Source organism: Paenibacillus sp. ALE3 (assembly GCF_054113405.1).
The window spans coordinates 5261105-5281632 of the sequence record NZ_CM134214.1 but is presented as its reverse complement, the minus strand read 5'-3'; the positions used below and the strand labels follow the sequence as shown (position 1 = coordinate 5281632).

The window sequence follows — 20528 nt, the reverse complement described above, 5'->3', positions numbered from 1 at the left end:
TATATTTTAAGGGAGGATCATTTTATTCTATGGCAATTGAAGTGGGCACCAAGTTAGAGGGCAAAGTGACAGGCATCACGCATTTTGGAGCATTTGTGGATTTGTCTGGAGGTGTCACGGGTCTCGTTCACATCTCGGAAATCGCCGATAATTATGTTAAGGATGTTAACGACCACCTGAAGATTAATGATGTTGTGACGGTGAAAGTCATTAATGTTGACAAAGATGGCAAAATCGGACTTTCCATTAAGCAAACGATTGATAAGCCGGCAAGTGAAGCCCGTCCCCCAAGAGCTCCAAGACCGGAGCGTACAGGAGGACCAGGCGGAGGAGACCGTTTTGGCGGCGGAGGTTCAGGTCCAAGTCAGGGACGCGGTGGTGGTTTCAACCGCGATCGTGGAGGCCGTTCTTTCAAGCCTGCACCGGGTAAACCTTCATTTGAGGATAAAATGTCACGCTTCCTGAAAGATAGTGAGGAACGCATTTCGTCGCTGAAAAAGAACACCGAAGGTAAACGCGGAGGACGCGGCGCGAAGCGTGTTTAATTCACTTTGACAACCGTATCAACCATACACGGAAAACCGTACAGTCGAAAGACTGCTACGGTTTTTTTTGCGTTCTACCGACAAGAGATGCGACAAGCCGTGGCTACAGGCAATACATTTGGGTGGAGTTGTACGGGCACATTTTTAAGATTAGTAGTTTTATGAAGAAGAGAAGAAGCATCTACTGAAATGTAGGATGTTTTTTTTGTCGTGTGGACATAATCGTCCGACAAACTCCAACGGTTTTCCGTCTATCTTCTGTGCAAATCGCTAGATTTGGTATCAGGATGACTGACATAGAGAGGTCGTCCAAAGCGTAGAGAGAGACAACTTCCATCTGCTTCCATACGGGCGTAGCTTGAAGTACAGGGGAATGCTCTGTCCTTTCGCGCGGAACGTTTTTTTGTCGGAAATTTCTTGGAATAAGACGTGAGGTTCTGACAAACTTTCTCAATCGTTCCGGTTTAAGATGGGAACATCAAATTGATGAATGGGGTGCCTGACGCATGATGGAGAAATGGAACGTGGTACATTTTCCGGGGTTAAAATCTAGAAAGTCCAAATCCAAAGAGCGTACGGAAGGTTGGCCTTCCAGACTCAAGAAACGGCTCGATTCACATAAAATGGTGCAATGGGTAACCGCGCAAAGATGGATGCTGCTATTGTCAGCTATGGGAGTTCTATTGGGACGCGCCACTATTTTGGACGAGCTTTCTCCTTTTGCCCTCGCTTATTTTGCAGTCATTACGTTCCTTCGGCGTGATCTGATGCTGCCTGTAGCTGTATCCGTTGTGCTAGGCAGCCTGTTAGCTCCTTACCCATCGTTATTCATGATTGGTGGTGAGTTAATCGTATTTTATCTCCTGTATCGCGGGCTACGCACCTTCGATCGTCTGGAATTATCCTATGCCCCGCTTATGGTCTTCTTGTCTGTGTTTATGGTCAATTTATTTAACGCCGTGATGGCTCCGGCTTTTACATGGTATGAGCTTGTCATTGTGGGAACGGATGCGGTACTCAGTTTTATGCTTACATTGGTGTTCACCCAGGCCATACCGCTGTTTACGTACCGCAAGAAGGCAAGCCAGCTCAAAAATGAAGAAATTTTGTGTCTTATTATTCTATTAGCCTCTGTGATGACGGGAGCAGTAGGATGGACCGTTCATTCACTGTCTGTCGATCATGTACTTTCACGATACTTGGTCTTGGTGTTTGCTTTGGTGGGAGGTGCTTCCCTGGGTGCTTCGGTCGGTGTGATTACCGGTTTAATTTTGAGCCTGGCCAATATGTCTGCAATTGTGCAAATGAGTCTACTTGCTTTTGCAGGTTTGCTGGCAGGGATGCTGCGTGAAGGGAGAAAAGGTGCAGTGGCACTTGGCATGCTGCTGGGCTCTTCCATTCTGACGATCTATTTGGATGGGACTGGGGACGTGCTGACATCAACCTGGGAGAGCTGCGCGGCAATCCTATTATTTTTAATGACTCCAAAAAGTTTCTTTAAAGCGGTTTCTACCTATGTCCCGGGTACGCAGGATCACGCCAAGTCACAGCATGAATATGCCAAAAGGGTTCGTGATCTCACCGCCGAGCGGGTGACGAAATTTTCCCGTGTATTCAGCCAGCTATCCCGCAGCTTTCATCAAATATCTGCGAGTGAGGGGGCAAAACCGGACGGAGAAATCGAACACTTTATGAATGCGGTGGCGGAAGGAACATGTGCCTCTTGCTTTAAGTGCGAGCAGTGTTGGGACGGCAAGTTTATGCAAACCCATCAGTATATGACGGAAATGATGAGTGCCATTGAGGACAATCCTGAATTAGAGCCAGAGCAGATGCCGCCGCAATGGAGCAAGGCATGTGCCAAAACGGGCGCTGTCCTGCAGGTAATGAAACAGCAGTATAGTCTCTACCAGCATAATATGCAGTGGAAGCGCCAAGTATACGATAGTCGTCAGCTTGTTGCTGACCAGCTATCCGGTGTATCGCAAATTATGGAGGATTTAGCGCGGGAAATTCAGCGGGAAGGGCAGACCATGCATCGGCAGGAAGAGCAAATCCGAGAGGCTCTTGATAGACTGGGCTTGTCCATCCAATCCATCGAAATTATTAGCCTGGATGCAGGCCAGGTTGAAATTGAGATTGTCCACGCCTATACAAGGGGATTTGATGAATGTCGGAAAATTATTGCTCCACTGCTGTCGGACATACTAGACGAGCATATAGCTGTCATGCGCGAAACGGCGGCAGATCGCCGCCAAGGCTTGGCTACAGTCATGTTCGGCTCTGCCAAAACATATGAGATTGCTACAGGAGTAGCTAGTGCCGCCAAAGGAGGCGATTTCTTCTCAGGAGACAGCTACAGCATGATGGAGCTAGGGAATGGGACTTTCGCAGTCTCTTTAAGCGATGGTATGGGGAACGGAGAGCGTGCGCAGCAAGAGAGCAGTGCAGCACTTAACATTTTGGAAGAACTACTGCAATCGGGTATGGACGAAAAATTGGCGATCAAGTCGGTTAACTCTGTCCTGATGCTCCGATCACCTGAGGAAATGTATGCTACGGTGGATATGGCGCTGATTGATCAGTATACGGCCCGGACAACCTTTATGAAGATTGGATCTACACCGAGCTTTATTAAAAGAGGAGAGGAGGTCATTCCCGTATCTGCCAGCAATTTACCGATTGGCATTATACAGGATATCGAAGTTGATTTGGTTTCGCTGCAACTCCAGCCGGGGGATATTCTCATTATGATTACAGACGGTATATACGATTCACCGGGTTATGCAGTCAATAAAGAGATATGGATGAAACGCATGATTCAGGAAATTGAAAGTGAAGATCCACAGCAATTGGCTGACTGTTTGCTAGAACGGGTTATTCGATACCAACAAAATCAAATCTATGATGATATGACTGTAGTTGTTAGTAAAATAGATCATTTTCACCCAGAGTGGGCAACTCTCCATGTACCCGGCATGAGGTGGTTAGAACGTCCACGGACGGTGAGCTAGACTGACATTGCCCGGGAAATTCCTTATACATTTTTAAAAATCCGCATCCTTCGTTTGAATCGTTCCGGATTAGGCAAAGATAGAATCTATCGGAATAGATTAAGAGGAAGCGGAGGTCAAAAAGCGATGAAGCAAATTTTGATCATTACAGATGGATGCTCTAACGTAGGTGTTAGCCCAGTTATGGCGGCTGCCCAAGCTTTACGGGAGGGAATTACAGTGAACGTCGCTGGAGTCATAGACTACGGAACCATCGGCGAGCTTGGGAGCGTAGAGATTCAGGAAATTGCTAAAGCAGGGGGAGGGTTTAGCCAAATCGTCGGTACGAAGCAGTTAGCGCAAACCATGCAGATGATGACGCGCAAAACAGTGGTTCAAACGATTCAGCAGGCGGTTAATAGAGAGTTAACGCACATTTTGGGTGAGGGCGGTGCCCGGCATATCGGTGAACTGCCTCCGGCCAAACGAGCCCAGGTAGTTGAGGTAATGGATGAATTGACAGAAACAAGCCCTCTGGAAATTGCTTTACTCATTGATGCAAGTGCAAGCATGAAGCCCAAGCTACCTGCTGTAGAGGACAGTATCCGCGATTTGCTGCTCAGCTTACAGTCCAGAAGCGGACTCAGCCGTATATCTGTATTTCATTTCCCGGGCGGACGAATGGGAGAAGACGCAGTCATGGATATCGGGTGGACCTCTGAGCTTGACCAGATCAAATCGATATTCGGACGCTTGCGGATGAAAGGAGCGACACCGACAGGACCGGCCATTTTACAAGTGATTGATTATTACCGATATGTTACACTAGGGGAACAGAAAGATCTGGAAGAATCCTATAGCAAAGGAGAAGGGATGCTCGGTGACTACGTCGTCTGATCCCGTTCTTGCACCCGGAACGGTCATCAAGGGCAAGTGGAAGCGGAGTAGCTATGTCATCCAGCGCTTGCTGGGCCGGGGAGCGAACGGAACTGTATATTTGGTAAAAGAAGCACAGGCCGATCGGCAATTTGCTCTCAAAATGGGAAAGAACACGCTTGATCTGCAATCGGAGATTAATGTGCTGACCACATTACAGTCTCAAGGGACTCAGGCTGCCCTCCAGCGTAATGGAAATCCTTCCTTCTTGTTTGAGGTGGATGATGTAGTGTTACGTAGTGGGGAGATCCCCTTTTATGTTATGCGATACGTCAAAGGAGATCCGCTTCATAAATTTGTGGCAGCCAAAGGGTCTGAGTGGTATGGTGTGGCTGGAACTGGCATACTGAATCGTCTGGCCGATCTCCATCAGGCAGGATGGGTGTTTGGCGACCTGAAGCCTCAAAATATATTGGTCAATGCCTATGGAGAGGCTGAGTTGATTGATTATGGCGGGGTGTCCCTTGCAGGTCGGAGTGTTAAACAATTTACAGAATGGTACGACAGGGGATTCTGGAATGCTGGTAGCCGAAATGCTGATCCCCAGTATGACCTGTTTGCCTTTGCTCTTCTAACGATTCATATATTAGAGAGCGAATCGTTAAAGGCAGCTGCGAGCAGGCTACCACAGCTACGTAATACGGTAGAATTGACAGTCATCATTCGTCGCAGCCGTATATTGCGCCCCTACGCCGAATGGCTGCTGGGTGCAGTGCGCGGAGAATATTCCGATACTCGTGCAGCGGCCCGAGCTTGGTCGCGTCTGGCTTCCGCACATGTCAGGCAATCATCTGTCAAAAGAGGAAATCCACGCTGGCTGGGATATGCTTTTACGGTATCGCTTTTGCTGCTTGCCGGAGCGCTCTGGATTGCGTTAAGGTAGCAGCATGACTTACATAAGATAACAGAGGATCATCATTTTTACGGTCGGGAGAAAAGAGGGTCGTAAATGGGAACAACAAAACCGACCGGTGTTGTACAGGAAGTACTCGCTTTGGCGCGAGAACATTCACTGTGGAGCCCCGGAGACTGCATTGTGGTTGCTGTATCCGGTGGACCGGATTCGGTGGCCCTTTTGCACATTTTACATGAAATATCCGTTATACATATGCCATTACAACTCGTCTGCGCTCATGTTCATCATGGCTTCAGGCCAGAGGAATCGGATGCGGAGGCTGAAGAGGTACACAATATTGCCCGAAAGCTCAAGCTTCCATTTGAAATGATTCGGGTGGATGCACCCGCTTATATGAAGGAGAGCGGTAAGGGTCCACAGGAAGCCGCCCGTGAGCTACGGTACAGCTTTTTACATGATACGGCTACGAAGTGGGAGGCACAGCATATTGCTATGGCTCACCATGGCGATGATCAAGCGGAGACAGTTCTCTTGCACTTGCTGCGCGGTAGCGGACCAGCGGGTTTGGCGGGTATGCGTTTGGCACGCAATGAAAAAAATGTGCAACTCATTCGCCCGCTACTTCGTATGTACAAGACTGACTTGATTGCGTATTGCAACTTTTATGGTCTTTCCTATGTGACAGACAGCACTAATTTATCGTCTAAATACCGTCGTAATGCTATCCGCATGGATGTGCTCCCTTTTTTGGGGCAATATAATGAGCAACTGACACCGTCCCTGAATCGGCTGGCCGAAACGATGGCTGACGAAAATGATTTTATGGAGGCAGCTACACTGTCAGCATATGAGAAAATGGTGCACTTCAATAATGGCAGGTACATGTTTTCCATCGCTTCATATCGTAAGCTATCCGTTGCTTTACAACGGAGGTTGATTAAACTAATATTAAATTATCTGCCTTCGGGCAGTGAAAATTTTGATTTTCGTAAAATTGAGACCGTTCGACTAAGACTTCTCCAAGAGGCATCTTCTACGTGGAGCTTGGACTTGGGCGGCGGTGCGGTTGGAGTCCGTGAATATGACCAGGCGGTTTTGTTTGACCGTACGCAAGTCGTTATGGGTGAATGGAGCTATGGACTGAGCGTATTGCCTATTTCCGGTGAGCTGGAGTTGCCTGAAGCGGGTGGTATACTCCGGTGGCGAAGAGCTTCCTATTGGGATGGACACCATCCGGCGAATGAGGAAGAAGCATGGTTCGACGCAGACGAATTGACTTTGCCGTTGACTGTACGTTCGCGATTACCTGGAGATACCATGTATGTAATGGGATTAAACGGAAGAAAAAAGGTTAAAGATATTTTTATTGATGAAAAAATACCTCCTTTAATGCGTTCCGTTATTCCTATCGTCTGCGACCACTCTGGAGTTGTTCTCTGGATTCCGGGCGTACGACGTTCTGTACATGCTGCGGTGCAAAAGCACACGTCTTCGGTTATATATATGTCATGGCAAAGACGAGAGAGTCCGGGGCACCAGTAATTGCGCAGGAACGGCTTTCATAGTATAAACTTAGGAGGTTTACACCGTTGCAAAATGATATTCAGGAAGTATTGATCAGTGAAGAAGAGATTCAGAGTAAAATCAAGGAATTGGGCGCACAGCTTAGCGTGAAATATGAAGGAAAAAATCCATTGGTGATTTGCGTGCTGAAGGGTGCGTTTATCTTTATGGCAGATTTGGTTAAATCCATTACAGTGCCGTTGGAACTTGATTTCATGGCTGTATCTAGTTATGGAGTATCCACCAAATCATCGGGCGTTGTTAAAATCATTAAAGATTTGGACGCTTCAGTGGAAGGACGCGATGTTCTGATTGTCGAAGATATTATCGACAGTGGTCTGACGCTGACACATTTGATTGAATTGCTTAAGAATCGTAATGCCAATTCGGTATGTGTCGTAACTTTGTTCGACAAGCCTGCACGCCGGACCGTTAATCTTGAAGCTGATTACACCGGATTTACACTTCCGGATGCGTTTGTTGTCGGCTACGGTCTGGACTATGCCGAGCATTACCGGAACCTCCCATACATAGGGATTTTGAAGCCGGAAATCTACACCAGCTAATCTCAGCCTCCAGTCCTAGGACTAAATAGGGTCCTTTGTTGAGAAGGGCTTACAGGCTATGGTAAAATAACTTAAGTGTCTCGAGAGGAGGTAGGGGATGAATCGGTTCATCCGGAATTCTGGTTTTTATTTGATTCTTTTTTTAGTTGTGGTGGGTATCGTTCAGTTTGTTAGCAACAGTAACGAAGCCTCCGATCTCCCTAGATATGACCAATTACGGCAAGAGGTTAAAGCTAATAACATCTCTAAAGTAACGGTCCAATTTGACGGTTACGCCTATCTTGTAACCGGTGCATATAAGAAGCAGCCGGCTAATGCTAAATCAACCAATTTTTCCGTATACGTTCCGCCAACGGATCAAGCACTAAGTGAACTGGTGAATGCCAGCGAAACGAACGGGTTTGAATACGTGCAGAAGAAAATGGAAGGCGAAAGTATTTGGCTGACATTTTTGACTTCTATCATTCCTTTGGTGATCATGTTCCTGTTGTTCTTCTTCCTGTTTAATCAGGCACAGGGCGGTGGCGGCAAAGTAATGAACTTCGGCAAGAGCAAAGCCCGTCTGTATAACGAAGAGAAGAAGAAAGTTACCTTCGAAGACGTAGCAGGGGCTGACGAAGAGAAACAGGAGCTTGTCGAAGTCGTAGAATTCTTGAAGGACCCACGCAAGTTCGCAGCTGTGGGTGCTCGTATTCCAAAAGGGGTTTTGTTAGTAGGCCCTCCAGGTACGGGTAAAACACTCTTGGCGAGAGCTGTTGCAGGTGAGGCCGGAGTGCCGTTTTTCAGTATCTCGGGTTCTGATTTTGTAGAAATGTTCGTAGGGGTCGGTGCTTCCCGTGTTCGTGACTTGTTCGAGAATGCGAAGAAGAACGCACCTTGTATCATTTTCATTGATGAAATTGATGCCGTTGGACGTCAACGTGGCGCCGGATTGGGTGGCGGACATGATGAACGTGAGCAAACGCTCAACCAATTGCTCGTAGAGATGGATGGATTCGGCGCAAACGAAGGCATCATTATCGTTGCTGCTACTAACCGTCCGGATATTCTTGATCCGGCCTTGCTTCGTCCAGGTCGTTTTGACCGTCAAATTACGGTTGACCGTCCAGATGTTAAAGGTCGCGAAGCAGTATTGCATGTACATGCACGCAACAAACCATTAACGAAGGATGTTAAATTGGACGTCATTGCGAAACGTACAACAGGCTTTACGGGCGCTGATCTGGAAAACCTGTTGAACGAAGCTGCCTTGCTGGCGGCTCGTCGCAACCGCAGAGATATTTCGATGCGAGAAGTAGATGAAGCGATCGACCGCGTTATCGTAGGTACTGAAAAACGCAGCCGCGTAATCAGTGACCGCGAGAAACGAATTGTAGCTTATCATGAAGCAGGGCATACGATTATCGGTTACTTCCTAGAGAATGCCGATATGGTTCACAAGGTAACTATTATTCCACGTGGACGTGCAGGTGGATATGTCATCATGCTTCCGAAGGAAGACCGCATGCTGACAACCAAGCAGGAATTGCTGGACAAAATCACTGGATTGCTGGGTGGACGTGTTTCCGAGGAGCTGTTTATTGGTGAGATCGGAACAGGGGCTTATAGTGACTTCCAGCAAGCGACAAGCATTGCGCGTAGTATGATCGTAGAATATGGTATGAGTGAGAAGCTCGGCCCGATGCAGTTTGGAACTTCCCAAGGTCAAGTATTCCTTGGACGCGATATCGGTCATGAGCAGAACTACAGTGATCAGATCGCTTATCAGATTGACCAGGAGATGAATCGCTTCATCACTGACTCTTATGAGCGTGCTAGAGAACTCTTGACGAAGTATTCCAAAGAGGTTCATTTGATCGCTCAAACATTGCTGGAAGAAGAAACTCTGGAACTTGAACAAATCAAACGTTTGATCGAGACAGGTTCTTTGGATGGCAATACGAATGAGGGAGAAGGAACACCAGAAAACGGTGAACCTGTGATCGATAATATCGGAGATGTTCGTGTACGTATTCAAGGTAAGGATGACGAACCTAAGAATACAACGGATCAACCAAACGATATCCCTAATCTGAAAAAGCCAGAGGATGATAACAATTCAGGCAATTCCGGTGGTACTCCACCGACAACAACCTGATCATCTGATGGATAGTTGAATAAGCATATATGTAAGCTTCGGGGAACCAGATCCTACTGGTTTTCCGGAGCTTTTTTAAATATGGAAGATTATTGCTAACGTGATTTGACAGACAAAGGAACGTTGTGTACATTTATTGTTAAATAAACGGCTTTAGCCTTCTTAGCTTAAAAGGCCAACAGTCGTTGCAATCGACTTACTATCATTTTGAACATATTCCGTGAGCGCATACTGTACAATCTATGGTGTGCGCTATTCTTCTGTGAAATCAGGTGAAGGCATGATTCCAAGATATCTAGTTGATTTTGATGTAGCGGAATTGACCCAATACGAAGCCGACGTCTTGATTATCGGCTCCGGCATTGCGGGCTTATATACGGCGATTAAGGCTGCGGAGAATCGGAAAGTGTTGCTGATTACCAAGAAAACTTTAATGGAAAGCAACACACGTTATGCTCAAGGCGGCATTGCTGCTGTCACATCGGACGAGGATACACCAGCTTATCACATGCAAGATACTCTGATTGCTGGTGCAGGTCTGTGTGAACCCGAGGCGGTCAGAACGCTTGTTCATGAAGGCCCAGACGGTATTAAAGAGTTAATACGATTGGGGACAGCCTTTGACCGTGTGGATGGTGAACTAGCGCTGACCCGAGAAGGGGCGCATAGTCATCGTCGCATTTTGCATGCAAATGGAGATGCCACCGGTTATGAAATCGTGCGTGCCTTATCACAGCAGGTTGCTGCCCATCCCGGTATCGAGGTGTGGGAAGAGTGTATGGTCATTGACCTGCTGACTGAGCATGGTGAGTGTATTGGAGCCCTCGTCCAAATGCCAGATGGAGAAAGGTCGTATATCACTGCCAATGCAACCATTTTGTGTTCAGGAGGTAGCGGGCAATTATACCGTTATACGACTAACCCGGATATCGCAACTGGGGACGGTATTGCTATGGCATATCGTGCTGGGGCGGTTGTACGGGATATGGAGTTCGTACAGTTTCATCCTACGGCCTTGTGCCATCCGGGCGCTCCAAGGTTTCTAATTTCCGAAGCCGTACGGGGAGAAGGTGCCGTGTTACGCAACATGCATGGAGAACGCTTCATGGACAAGTATGATTCCCGGCAGGAGCTTGCGCCCAGAGATATCGTAGCTCGTGCGATCATCCATGAGATGGAACGCACCCAGGCTACGTTTGTATACCTGGATATTACACACGAGCCGCCTGAGCGGGTAAAGCAACGCTTTCCAACGATTTATCAGACATGTCTGTCATATGGTTTGGATATGACGACAGGCTGGATTCCCATTGCTACTGCTGCCCATTATATGATGGGTGGTGTCCAGACTAATCTATACGGGGAAAGCTCCATTAGGCGTTTGTTCGCCTGTGGTGAGACCTCTTCCACAGGTGTTCACGGCGCTAATCGTCTGGCGAGCAATTCGTTATCTGAAGCTATTGTGTTCGCCAGCAGGATTATCGAGCGGCTGCATTCATTGCCACCGCTGGTTGGCCATACTTTGATATCTTACAATGATAACCGTGCAGAGTTTCAGGCTTCATCCGTCGCGGAACAGCGGTATAAGCTGCAAGAAACGATGGTTCATTATGCTGGAGTTCGTCGGCATAGTGAAGGGCTGCAAGCAGCTTTAGAAGAGCTGCGCGGGCTAGTGACTGCCTTTCAGGCTGTGATCACCAGTCGGGAAGAGATCGAATTCGCCAATTTGCTCACCTGTGCTTTATTAGTAGCAGATGGTGCGTTGCTGCGTGAGGAGAGTCGGGGGGCACACTATCGTGAGGACTTCCCTGAGACAGATGATTGCAAGTGGCGAAAGCATGTTCAGCAGCGACGTGAGCAAGGCATAACGGAGGAGAGCGTTCATGACATCTAACAGCGAGCTTTATGGAGAGTTTAGCGGATATCAGGAGGAACTGACGGCACAAATTCGCAGCTGGCTGCGAGAAGATACAGGTTCTGGCGATGTGACCACACGTTGGACGATTGAGCCGAGCCACCAATCCAAGGCTGTCATTCATGCCAAGGAGAGCGGCGTGATTGCGGGTTTACCTGTGGCGGAAATTGTATTTCGAGTAGTGGACCCTTCCTTGTCGTTCACTCCGTTGGTGACCGATGGTCAGTGGATTGAAAAGGGGAGCGTTTTGGCAGAAGTGAGTGGAAGTACTCATGCGATTTTGACCGGGGAGCGATTGGCGTTAAATTTACTCCAGCGGATGTCCGGTATTGCAACGCGGACGCGAACTTTTATAGATCAATTGCACGGACTTTCCACGCGCTTGGTGGACACACGTAAAACAACACCAGGGCATCGACTGTTGGAGAAGTATGCTGTGCGTGTAGGTGGCGGCTCGAATCATCGCTTTGGTCTATACGATGCTGTTATGATTAAGGATAATCATATTAAGGGCGCGGGTGGGATTGCACAGGCAGTGAGCCGAGCGCGCGCGCACATACCGCATACAATGACGATTGAAGTAGAGACGGAAAACATGACGCAAGTCCGGGAAGCTCTGGAGGCTGGGGCGGATATTATTATGCTGGATAACATGTCCGTCCCAGATATGAAGGAAGCCGTTCGCTTCATTCGTGAACAGGCCCCACACGTCAAGACAGAAGCCTCAGGCAATGTATCGCTGGATACAGTGCGTGAGATGGCTGAGAGCGGCGTAGATGTGATTTCTGTAGGCAGGCTGACATACTCTTTTCATAATCTGGATATCAGCCTTGACCTTAACGCTAAGAAAGATAGGTGACACCCATTGATTCTTGTAGTGGATGTAGGTAATACCAATATTGTTCTGGGGATCTATGAAGGGCGCGAGCTGTTGCATCACTACCGGATCAGCACCTCCAGACAGGCAACCGCAGATGAATACGGCGTACTCATACATAATCTTTTTAGTATGGGCGGCGTGTTAAAGGATGACATTCAGGGAGTTATTATTTCCTCTGTCGTTCCGCCATTGGTCCGTGTATTAGAGGAAATGTGCGATAAATATATAGGCAAAACGCCGTTAATCGTCGGACCGGGAATCAAGACCGGTCTTAATCTGCGTTATGAGAATCCGCGTGAAGTAGGCGCGGATCGGATCGTGAACGCTGTTGCGGCTGTAGAACGATTCGGTGGACCTCTCGTTGTGGTGGATTTTGGAACAGCGACCACGTTTGATTGTATTGATGATAAGGGAAACTACCTGGGTGGAGTCATTGTGCCCGGTATCGGCATTTCGACGGAGGCACTGTATCAACGGGCTTCCAAGCTCCCTCGTATTGAGTTGGAAAAACCCAAAAAGGTTATTGGTCGGAATACAGTCCACGCCATGCAAGCCGGGATTATTTTCGGTTATGCTGGACAAGTGGATGGCATTGTGAGGCGCATTAAGGAAGAAATGCAGGTGGAACCCACGGTTATTGCCACCGGAGGTCTTGCAGAGCTAATCGCATCAGAGACAGAGAGCATTCAGAAAGTGTTGCCGATGTTGACGCTCGAAGGATTACGCATCATTTACCAACGTAACGCCGAATAAAAAGTAGATATAAGTTGCCGCTGAGTCAAGCCGACGATCTTATCGGTTTGGATTAGCGGCGTTTTTCGTCTATACTGAAATATGTTACGTTTTTGAACAATTCGCGTGATCTGTAGATGCAGGTTGTTTATATAGTAGGAAATGATGCTTCAAGGATGAGGGAATACTAACGAAAATAAGCAGCATGGCTGCCTTGGATAATAGGGGAGGATATCAAAATGGAAAATAAACAGGATCGACTTATTCGCGGCACAGCCATGGATGGAAGGGTCAGAGCTTTTGCAGTTCGGACAACTCAATTGGTAGAGGAGTTGCGGAGAAGACATGATACTTATCCTACGGCAACCGCTGCTTTGGGACGAACCCTCACAGCGGGTGCAATTATGGGTTCTATGCTAAAAGGCAAAGAACGATTGACCATTCAAGTCAAAGGCGATGGACCGATTGGGCAAATTGTCGTTGATGCCAATGCTGTAGGAGAAGTGCGGGGTTATGTTACTGAACCACACGTGCATTTGCCGAGCAATAGTATGGGCAAACTGGATGTAGCGGGTGCCGTAGGTACAGAGGGATTCATTCATATTATCAAGGATTTGGGGTTAAAGGAACCGTACCGCGGTAGTATCCCGATTATTTCCGGTGAGCTCGGTGAGGACTTTACCTATTATTTTGCCAAATCCGAACAGACTCCGTCAGCGGTGGGTTTGGGTGTGCTGGTAGATACGGATAACTCCGTTATTGTGGCCGGCGGATTTATTATTCAATTGCTTCCAGGTCTGAATGATGATGAGATTACTGCTATCGAAAATGCAGTTGGCTCAATTCCACCCGTTACCGCTCTGCTGGATCAAGGGCTGGAGCTTGATGAAATGCTGCGTTGGATGCTGCCGGACGTTCGAGTTCTGGATGAAATGGATATCCATTTTCAATGTGAGTGCTCACGCGAGCGCGTGGAAAAAACATTGATCAGTCTGGGAGAAAGTGAATTAAAGCAATTAATTGAGGAAGAAGGACAGGCTGAGGTCGTGTGTCACTTTTGTAATGAGGCTTATCAGTTTAATAAGGATGAATTGCAAAATCTGTTAGATCAAGCCAAGGCCTAACCGGATGGGCGGTGCAAGCGATGACTACACGGGAAAAGGGATTATGGACAGCTGTCATTATTCTGACCGTTAGCGTCGCCGCCTTGGGTGGTCTTATCATGCTTCGGGGGCTGTTAAAGCCGGGTGATGTAAGCAAGGATGACGGCGATCATACTGTGGCGGAGATGGGTCAGGAAGGCATATCGGAGGAACAGTGGGTAGCGGAACTGAAAAAGCGATATGGAACGAATACGCTGTTGCAAATGTTGAATCGTAAAGCCGTGCAGGCTGAAGCCAAGCGTCTCGGTATTAAGATCACCCAAGAGGATTTACAGCAAGTGCTGGAGCAGGATAGTAAAGGGTACGACTCAGAACATGCCTACTTTGAGGAAATGCAGCGACAGTTTGGCTTAAATCCGGTTGACTTGCGGAATGAAGCGGAGTACCGGATTGGCTTGGAGAAAATAGCCACCCAAGGTATTCAGGTTGAGGAAACGGAGATTGACGAGTATTGGGAACAGCACCCCGAAGAGTTTGCCGTTGGTAAGCAGATCAAACTTGCAGCTATTTATGTGGCTAAAGCAGAGGAAGCAGAGACGTTGCTCGATCGGGTCAAGCAAGGAGAAAGCTTCGACATGCTGCTTCGGGAGCATTCAGTCTCAGGTAACCCTCTTGGCGAGGATCACAGCGGACAGTTGGGATGGTTGGATGAATATGATCCATTTCAACCAGAGGCAGTCATGAAGGCGGCGAGAGAACTAAGCTCCGGGGATGTTGCAGGTCCCATCTCTGTTAATGATGGCTATGCGGTCATTTATGTACAGGATGTCAGACTAAAGAATTCTCCCGATAAGCAGCAAATTCGTCAGCAAATCCGCCGCTCTCTTGCGCTTGCACAAGCCGCTCCTTTGGACGAGGTCGAAAAGAGTCTGCGTGATAAATATGGAGCTCGTATTTTATCTGGGAAAGAGGCACCCTCTGCTTCTCTTTAGCATAGTGAAAGGATCTTGCTTTTGATGAAGATACGGTGCCGATAACGCGGGAGAACAGCCTATTGGCTTATTTACTTGTATTGACATTGGAATTGAAGATTGTTATGATTAGCGTATAAAACCAACTATTTTTATCGGAAATTAAATGAACGGCATAAAACTAAGATAGATTTACCTAGAATCATCTACAATATGTTTTCGCAATTTTTAATATATCATCTACAGTCAGGGAGGAATTATCATGGCTAAAGTTGTTAATAACATCACCGACCTTATCGGGGAGACTCCCCTCGTTCGCCTCAACCGGATCGTACCGGAAGATAGCGCCGAAATTTATTTGAAACTGGAATATCAGAACCCGGGCTCCAGTGTAAAAGACCGTATTGCGATTAGTATGGTGGAAGAAGCTGAGCGTGAAGGTCTGCTTAAGCCGGGCGGTACCATTATTGAAGCAACTAGCGGTAACACAGGAATCGGCCTGGCTATGGTTGCTGCTGCGAAGGGATATAAAGCAGTAATTGTTATGCCAGAAACGATGAGTATAGAGCGTCGTAATTTGTTGCGTGCTTATGGAGCCGAGCTTGTGTTAACACCTGGCTCAGAGGGTATGAACGGATCTGTTAAAAAAATGGAAGAGCTATTGAGCGAAAACCCGGATTATTTCGCTGCCGAGCAGTTCAAGAACAAAGCCAATATCAAAATTCACCGTGAAACGACGGGTCCTGAGATCGTAGAAGCGATTCGCTCCATTGGCGGCACGCTGGATGCTTTTATAGCAGGTATAGGGACTGGTGGAACCATTTCCGGTGCTGGAGAAGTGCTTAAAAAAGAATTCCCTGATATTAAAATCGTGGCTGTAGAGCCCGCTTCTTCCCCATTGCTAGCAGGCGGCAAGCCAGGACCTCACAAAATTCAAGGGCTGGGTGCAAACTTTATTCCTGAAATTCTAAATCGCGATATCTATGATGAAATTTTTCATGTAGAAAACGATGAAGCTTTCGAGGTAGCGCGTAGAGTGGCCAAGGAAGAGGGCATTTTGTCCGGTATTTCTTCTGGTGCGGCTGTTCATGCGGCCTTGAAGCTTGCTAAGCAATTGGGCAAGGGTAAGCGGATTGTTGTCATTATTCCAAGTAATGGCGAACGTTACCTGAGTACACCACTATACAATTTCGAGCTGTAATTATGTCGTAATTGTGTATACTATACGTAAGGAAACCCTCATTTCCCTGTAACCGGGGGGATGAGGGTTTCTTTGTAGACTTTTGGCATAGTAAGGGAAGGGGTAGCACACACAGATGAAATGGACAGCTAGAGTGACGGAGGCGCAGTGGCAAACCTGGCAGAAGGAAGGCTGGAATGTACTTCCCTATATTGTTGAGTACCCTTTGCCCGTAGGCGGTTTACCCTCATCGTGGCGGAGGGCTTGGGAGGATTCGTCGCCATATGCCTTCTTGCTGGAGAGCGCTAAAGGTGGAAGGTATACCTATCTGGCCTTGAATCCGGTTGCTATATTGGAAGGCAAGGGAGAACAAGCAGTTTGGACTGATTTGCAAAGCGGGGAGCATGGTGATATACATGGACAACCTTTGACAGTCATGAACGATTGGATCGCTTCTTACCGTGCGCCGCGTGTGCCTGGCATGCCTTTTTTCTCTGGGGGATTTGCGGGTTATCTAGGCTACGATGTAGCTCGCTCGTTGGAGCGTTTGCCAACTCAAGCTGCAGACGACACGGATATACCTGATTATGTGTGGATGCGGGTGAATGAGCTATGGATTTATGATCACGAAACATCATACCTATATTGTGCTGTTCATATGCCTAATCCTGCCCGCTCCGGTGAATTCAGTAGCCAGACTGATTTGGCGAATGAGCTTTTGGTGGATGAGACTACATCGATACTTGGCAAGCTTTATGCGGAAGCGGTCCAACGTGCAGAACGCATGCTGACTCAGTGGAAGGACATCATACATGCGGGAGAGACTGATCCAGCTCATCCTCGTCGTTGTGCTCGGCTGTCTGAAAAAGGATTAGAGGCTGCTCATCAAGAATCTGAAGGCTGGAAAACGGCATTCAGTCAACAAGATTTTGAACATGCCGTGAAACGTGTGCAGGAATATATTGCCCAAGGGGATGTATTTCAGGTTAACTTGTCGATTCGCCAGCAACGTACGCTTGCAGCCCTTCCTGAGAATATATATGAATGGCTTCGTCTGCTGAATCCATCCCCTTATATGGGGATGCTGCGTATGCCAGATTTACGGATCGTCAGTGGCTCACCGGAATTGCTGGTGAAGCTGGAGGATGGACGTGTGAGCGCTCGACCTATTGCAGGTACGAGAAGAAGGGGGCTAACACCTGATGAAGACGCCGCTATGGCTGCAGAGCTTCTATCAAGTGAAAAAGAACGCGCCGAGCATATTATGCTCGTTGATCTGGAGCGTAACGATATCGGACGAATTGCTGAATACGGATCGGTGCATGTTCCTGAATTGCTGACTGTCGAATACTATTCGCACGTTATGCATTTGGTTTCTCAGGTTGAGGGGAAGTTAGCCTCGGGTCGTACAGCTATAGACGTAATTGCTGCTACCTTCCCGGGCGGAACCATTACCGGAGCTCCTAAGGTGCGCACGATGGAAATTATTGAGGAATTGGAGCCCGTCCGTCGGGGTCCTTATACGGGGTCCCTTGGATGGATTGACTATAATGGTAATATGGAATTAAATATTATAATAAGAACACTAGCTGTTCAGGGCAATACCGCCTATTTACAGACAGGTGCGGGTATCGTCATTGATTCAGACCCGTACAGGGAATATCGGGAGTGTCGGAACAAGGCCAGAGCTGTCATGAAGGCGGTACAATGTGGGGAAGAAGAAGCCGCTTTGAACAGGAGCGGTATCACAGGAGGGTGAGTCAAATGATTTTGGTGATTGATAATTATGATTCATTTACGTACAATCTTGTTCAATATCTGGGTGAACTTGGCGAAGAAGTAACCGTAAAACGGAATGATGAGATTGATGTGAAAGGCATAGAAGAGCTGGCACCAGAGCACATTTTGATCTCGCCAGGTCCATGCACACCGAATGAAGCGGGAATATCGCTGGATGTAATCAGCCATTTCAAGGGCCGGATTCCGATTTTTGGCGTGTGTCTCGGTCACCAGGCCATCGGACAGGCTTTTGGCGGTAAGGTTATCCGCGCTAATCGGCTCATGCATGGCAAAACATCACCGATTCTCCATCACAATACCTCAGTATTCGAAGGCCTGCCTTCTCCATTTACAGCCACCCGGTATCATTCATTGTTGGTAGAGCGTGAGAGCCTGCCTGAATGTCTAGAGATTACAGCTGAAACCGCAGAGGGTGAAATTATGGGTTTGCGGCATAAAGAGTTTGCCGTAGAAGGAGTTCAGTTCCATCCCGAATCCATTATTACGGACTACGGGCATCAACTGTTGCGCAATTTCCTAAAACGCAAGGTAGGCGTCTGATTTATGAGATATATTGGAGTCAATGGCGTCCTCACGGAAGCCGCAAAAGCCGTGATTCACGTAAGTGATCACGGCTTTTTATACGGTATGGGCTTGTTTGAAACATTCCGAACTTATAAGGGTGTTCCATTTTTGCTGGATCGGCATCTACATCGACTGGAGGAAGGCTGCCGCATGCTGGGTATTCCTTTTCAACCGGATAAGAAGCAGCTTACAAAACACATCCAGCATTTGATGGTGGCAAATGGGCTGGATGAAGCCTATATCCGCTACACCGTATCGGCGGGTGAAGAGGCACTGGGCTTGCCAACCGGTGACTACACGCGGCCCAACCATATTTTGTTCGCCAAGCCGCTGCCCTCTACAAATACACAAACCGGGCAATCCTCTGCGCTTCAGTTGCTGCGAACCCCCAGAAACACTCCGGAGGGTGAGGTTCGATTAAAATCGCTCCATTATATGAATAATATTCTTGCAAAGCGGGAACTTCAGCAGTATACCGAGGCTCTCCATTATAAGGCTGAGGGAATAATGCTTACGGCCAACGGTTTTCTGGCAGAGGGAATAGTTAGCAATCTGTTTTTTGTGCGAAATAATAAGCTGTATACCCCTGACTTGTCGACTGGAATTTTGCCAGGCATTACACGTGAGTTCATTTTGGAGCTGGCGACCCTGCGAGGCATTCCATGTGAGCAAGGGCTATACCGTTGGGACGAGCTGAAACAGGCTGATGAAATTTTTATGACCAACTCTATACAAGAGATACGACCTGTGGATTTATTGTTGGAGCCGGGAGAAGTGGAAAGCCATTTATCGGTTCCTTTGGCGCAGACCGAGTCCATAACAGCTTTGCTGTTGCACGATTATAGGCAGAAAGCAGGGATGAAGTGAATATACCAACTCTTTATGAACGCAGCTATCAAATGGGGGAGGCCGAGCTTACACTTGGACATTCTACCCAGATTATGGGCATCCTCAACGTGACCCCGGATTCATTTTCGGATGGAGGATTACATTATAATCCAGAGATTGCTGTTTTACATGCATTGAAGCTAGTGGAGGATGGAGCGAATATCATTGACATTGGCGGGGAGTCTACCCGTCCAGGTCATGAACCAGTAGGTGTGGAAGAGGAACTGGCTAGGGTCATTCCGGTCGTCCAGGCGATCCATCGGATTGCACCGCACATCCCATTGTCTGTGGATACTTACAAAGCCGAAGTAGCCAGACAGGCGCTTGAAGCAGGCGCACACATCATTAATGATGTGTGGGGCTTTAAGGCAGATCCCGATATGGCACGTGTAGCTGCGGAATTCGATTGTCCGGTCATTTTGATGCATAATCGTCACGACCGTAACTATAGCGATTTGGTTTCTGATATGCTGTCCGATTTAAAAGAAAGTATCCAATTGGCGCTGGATGCAGGGGTCCGTAAGGAGCAGATCATTTTAGACCCAGGCATCGGTTTTGCCAAGGATTACGATGAAAATATCCATGCTATGACTTCTCTCGATACATTGAGTCAGCTGGGGTTTCCGCTGTTATTGGCTACATCGCGCAAAAGATTTATCCGTACAGCACTGGACTTGCCTGTGGATGATGTGGTGGAGGGAACTGCGGCTACCGTGGCCTTTGGCATTGCTCAAGGGTGCCAGATTGTGCGTGTGCACGATGTGGCACAGATCAAGCGCACCGTACGTATGTGTGATGCGATGGTGTACGGGGCTAAAAATCCACTGAGTTATGGTGGGTGAAGCCCGCTTCACGAATCCTTTGATTCTACGATCGCAGTGGCACGATATTGAATTTTT

17 protein-coding genes are annotated in these 20528 nt (G+C 47.8%); all 17 read left to right on the top strand.

Features of this window, described 5'->3' with window-relative positions:
• The first annotated feature begins 29 nt into the window (after window positions 1-29).
• The 17 genes from ACXHJ2_RS23655 to folP all read left to right on the top strand — a co-directional run bounded on the left by ACXHJ2_RS23655 (window position 30) and on the right by folP (window position 20471).
• The gene (locus ACXHJ2_RS23655; RefSeq protein ID WP_013368688.1) at window positions 30-545 is read left to right on the top strand and encodes a S1 domain-containing RNA-binding protein; all 516 of its coding nucleotides are present in this window, start codon (window positions 30-32) and stop codon (window positions 543-545) included.
• 506 nt (window positions 546-1051) lie between these two features.
• A complete protein-coding gene (gene spoIIE / locus ACXHJ2_RS23650) occupies window positions 1052-3559 on the top strand; it encodes a stage II sporulation protein E (RefSeq protein ID WP_165083893.1) in 2508 nt (835 codons plus the stop codon).
• Between the two features lie 126 nt (window positions 3560-3685).
• Window positions 3686-4435, top strand: coding sequence for a vWA domain-containing protein (locus ACXHJ2_RS23645; RefSeq protein WP_165083891.1), 750 nt, complete (start codon window positions 3686-3688; stop codon window positions 4433-4435).
• Window positions 4419-5357 (top strand): protein kinase domain-containing protein, encoded by a 939-nt coding sequence (locus ACXHJ2_RS23640; RefSeq protein ID WP_165083889.1) that lies wholly within the window; start codon window positions 4419-4421, stop codon window positions 5355-5357. The genes ACXHJ2_RS23645 and ACXHJ2_RS23640 overlap by 17 nt, the downstream gene beginning before the upstream one ends.
• 66 nt (window positions 5358-5423) lie before the next feature.
• Window positions 5424-6872, top strand: a complete 1449-nt coding sequence (gene tilS / locus ACXHJ2_RS23635) for a tRNA lysidine(34) synthetase TilS (RefSeq protein ID WP_165083887.1) — start codon at window positions 5424-5426, stop codon at window positions 6870-6872.
• Between the two features lie 47 nt (window positions 6873-6919).
• Window positions 6920-7459, top strand: a complete 540-nt coding sequence (gene hpt, locus ACXHJ2_RS23630) for a hypoxanthine phosphoribosyltransferase (protein WP_013368693.1) — start codon at window positions 6920-6922, stop codon at window positions 7457-7459.
• A 97-nt stretch (window positions 7460-7556) separates the two neighbouring features.
• Complete coding sequence (gene ftsH / locus ACXHJ2_RS23625; RefSeq protein WP_013368694.1) at window positions 7557-9596, top strand: ATP-dependent zinc metalloprotease FtsH; 2040 nt, start codon at window positions 7557-7559, stop codon at window positions 9594-9596.
• 280 nt (window positions 9597-9876) lie between these two features.
• Window positions 9877-11490 carry an L-aspartate oxidase gene (nadB, locus tag ACXHJ2_RS23620; RefSeq protein ID WP_165083885.1) on the top strand — a complete coding sequence of 538 codons (1614 nt, stop codon included), beginning with the start codon at window positions 9877-9879 and terminating at the stop codon, window positions 11488-11490.
• The gene (nadC, locus tag ACXHJ2_RS23615; RefSeq protein WP_165083883.1) at window positions 11480-12370 is read left to right on the top strand and encodes a carboxylating nicotinate-nucleotide diphosphorylase; all 891 of its coding nucleotides are present in this window, start codon (window positions 11480-11482) and stop codon (window positions 12368-12370) included. Before nadB ends, nadC begins: the two co-directional genes overlap by 11 nt.
• Window positions 12371-12376: 6 nt before the next feature.
• The gene (locus ACXHJ2_RS23610) at window positions 12377-13144 is read left to right on the top strand and encodes a type III pantothenate kinase (RefSeq protein WP_013368697.1); all 768 of its coding nucleotides are present in this window, start codon (window positions 12377-12379) and stop codon (window positions 13142-13144) included.
• A gap of 218 nt (window positions 13145-13362) precedes the next feature.
• Window positions 13363-14247, top strand: coding sequence for an Hsp33 family molecular chaperone HslO (hslO, locus tag ACXHJ2_RS23605; protein ID WP_025674491.1), 885 nt, complete (start codon window positions 13363-13365; stop codon window positions 14245-14247).
• 20 nt (window positions 14248-14267) lie between these two features.
• Window positions 14268-15218, top strand: a complete 951-nt coding sequence (locus ACXHJ2_RS23600) for a peptidyl-prolyl cis-trans isomerase (RefSeq protein ID WP_013368699.1) — start codon at window positions 14268-14270, stop codon at window positions 15216-15218.
• Window positions 15219-15459: 241 nt separating this feature from the next.
• Window positions 15460-16398, top strand: a complete 939-nt coding sequence (gene cysK, locus ACXHJ2_RS23595; RefSeq protein WP_016818901.1) for a cysteine synthase A — start codon at window positions 15460-15462, stop codon at window positions 16396-16398.
• 115 nt (window positions 16399-16513) lie between these two features.
• Window positions 16514-18136 carry an anthranilate synthase component I family protein gene (locus ACXHJ2_RS23590; protein WP_165083881.1) on the top strand — a complete coding sequence of 541 codons (1623 nt, stop codon included), beginning with the start codon at window positions 16514-16516 and terminating at the stop codon, window positions 18134-18136.
• A gap of 5 nt (window positions 18137-18141) precedes the next feature.
• Window positions 18142-18717 carry an aminodeoxychorismate/anthranilate synthase component II gene (pabA, locus tag ACXHJ2_RS23585; protein ID WP_165083879.1) on the top strand — a complete coding sequence of 192 codons (576 nt, stop codon included), beginning with the start codon at window positions 18142-18144 and terminating at the stop codon, window positions 18715-18717.
• A 3-nt stretch (window positions 18718-18720) separates the two neighbouring features.
• Complete coding sequence (locus ACXHJ2_RS23580; RefSeq protein ID WP_165083877.1) at window positions 18721-19608, top strand: aminotransferase class IV; 888 nt, start codon at window positions 18721-18723, stop codon at window positions 19606-19608.
• Complete coding sequence (folP, locus tag ACXHJ2_RS23575; RefSeq protein ID WP_165083875.1) at window positions 19605-20471, top strand: dihydropteroate synthase; 867 nt, start codon at window positions 19605-19607, stop codon at window positions 20469-20471. Before ACXHJ2_RS23580 ends, folP begins: the two co-directional genes overlap by 4 nt.
• The last annotated feature ends 57 nt before the right edge of the window (window positions 20472-20528 follow it).

Coding starts and splice junctions, on each gene's coding strand:
- hslO (WP_025674491.1), top strand. CDS start 13,363: ATGGAAAATAAACAGGATCGACTTATTCGCGGCACAGCCATGGATGGA.
- ACXHJ2_RS23645 (WP_165083891.1), top strand. CDS start 3,686: ATGAAGCAAATTTTGATCATTACAGATGGATGCTCTAACGTAGGTGTT.
- ftsH (WP_013368694.1), top strand. CDS start 7,557: ATGAATCGGTTCATCCGGAATTCTGGTTTTTATTTGATTCTTTTTTTA.
- ACXHJ2_RS23655 (WP_013368688.1), top strand. CDS start 30: ATGGCAATTGAAGTGGGCACCAAGTTAGAGGGCAAAGTGACAGGCATC.
- spoIIE (WP_165083893.1), top strand. CDS start 1,052: ATGATGGAGAAATGGAACGTGGTACATTTTCCGGGGTTAAAATCTAGA.
- ACXHJ2_RS23580 (WP_165083877.1), top strand. CDS start 18,721: ATGAGATATATTGGAGTCAATGGCGTCCTCACGGAAGCCGCAAAAGCC.
- cysK (WP_016818901.1), top strand. CDS start 15,460: ATGGCTAAAGTTGTTAATAACATCACCGACCTTATCGGGGAGACTCCC.
- nadB (WP_165083885.1), top strand. CDS start 9,877: ATGATTCCAAGATATCTAGTTGATTTTGATGTAGCGGAATTGACCCAA.
- ACXHJ2_RS23590 (WP_165083881.1), top strand. CDS start 16,514: ATGAAATGGACAGCTAGAGTGACGGAGGCGCAGTGGCAAACCTGGCAG.
- tilS (WP_165083887.1), top strand. CDS start 5,424: ATGGGAACAACAAAACCGACCGGTGTTGTACAGGAAGTACTCGCTTTG.
- pabA (WP_165083879.1), top strand. CDS start 18,142: ATGATTTTGGTGATTGATAATTATGATTCATTTACGTACAATCTTGTT.
- ACXHJ2_RS23600 (WP_013368699.1), top strand. CDS start 14,268: ATGACTACACGGGAAAAGGGATTATGGACAGCTGTCATTATTCTGACC.
- nadC (WP_165083883.1), top strand. CDS start 11,480: ATGACATCTAACAGCGAGCTTTATGGAGAGTTTAGCGGATATCAGGAG.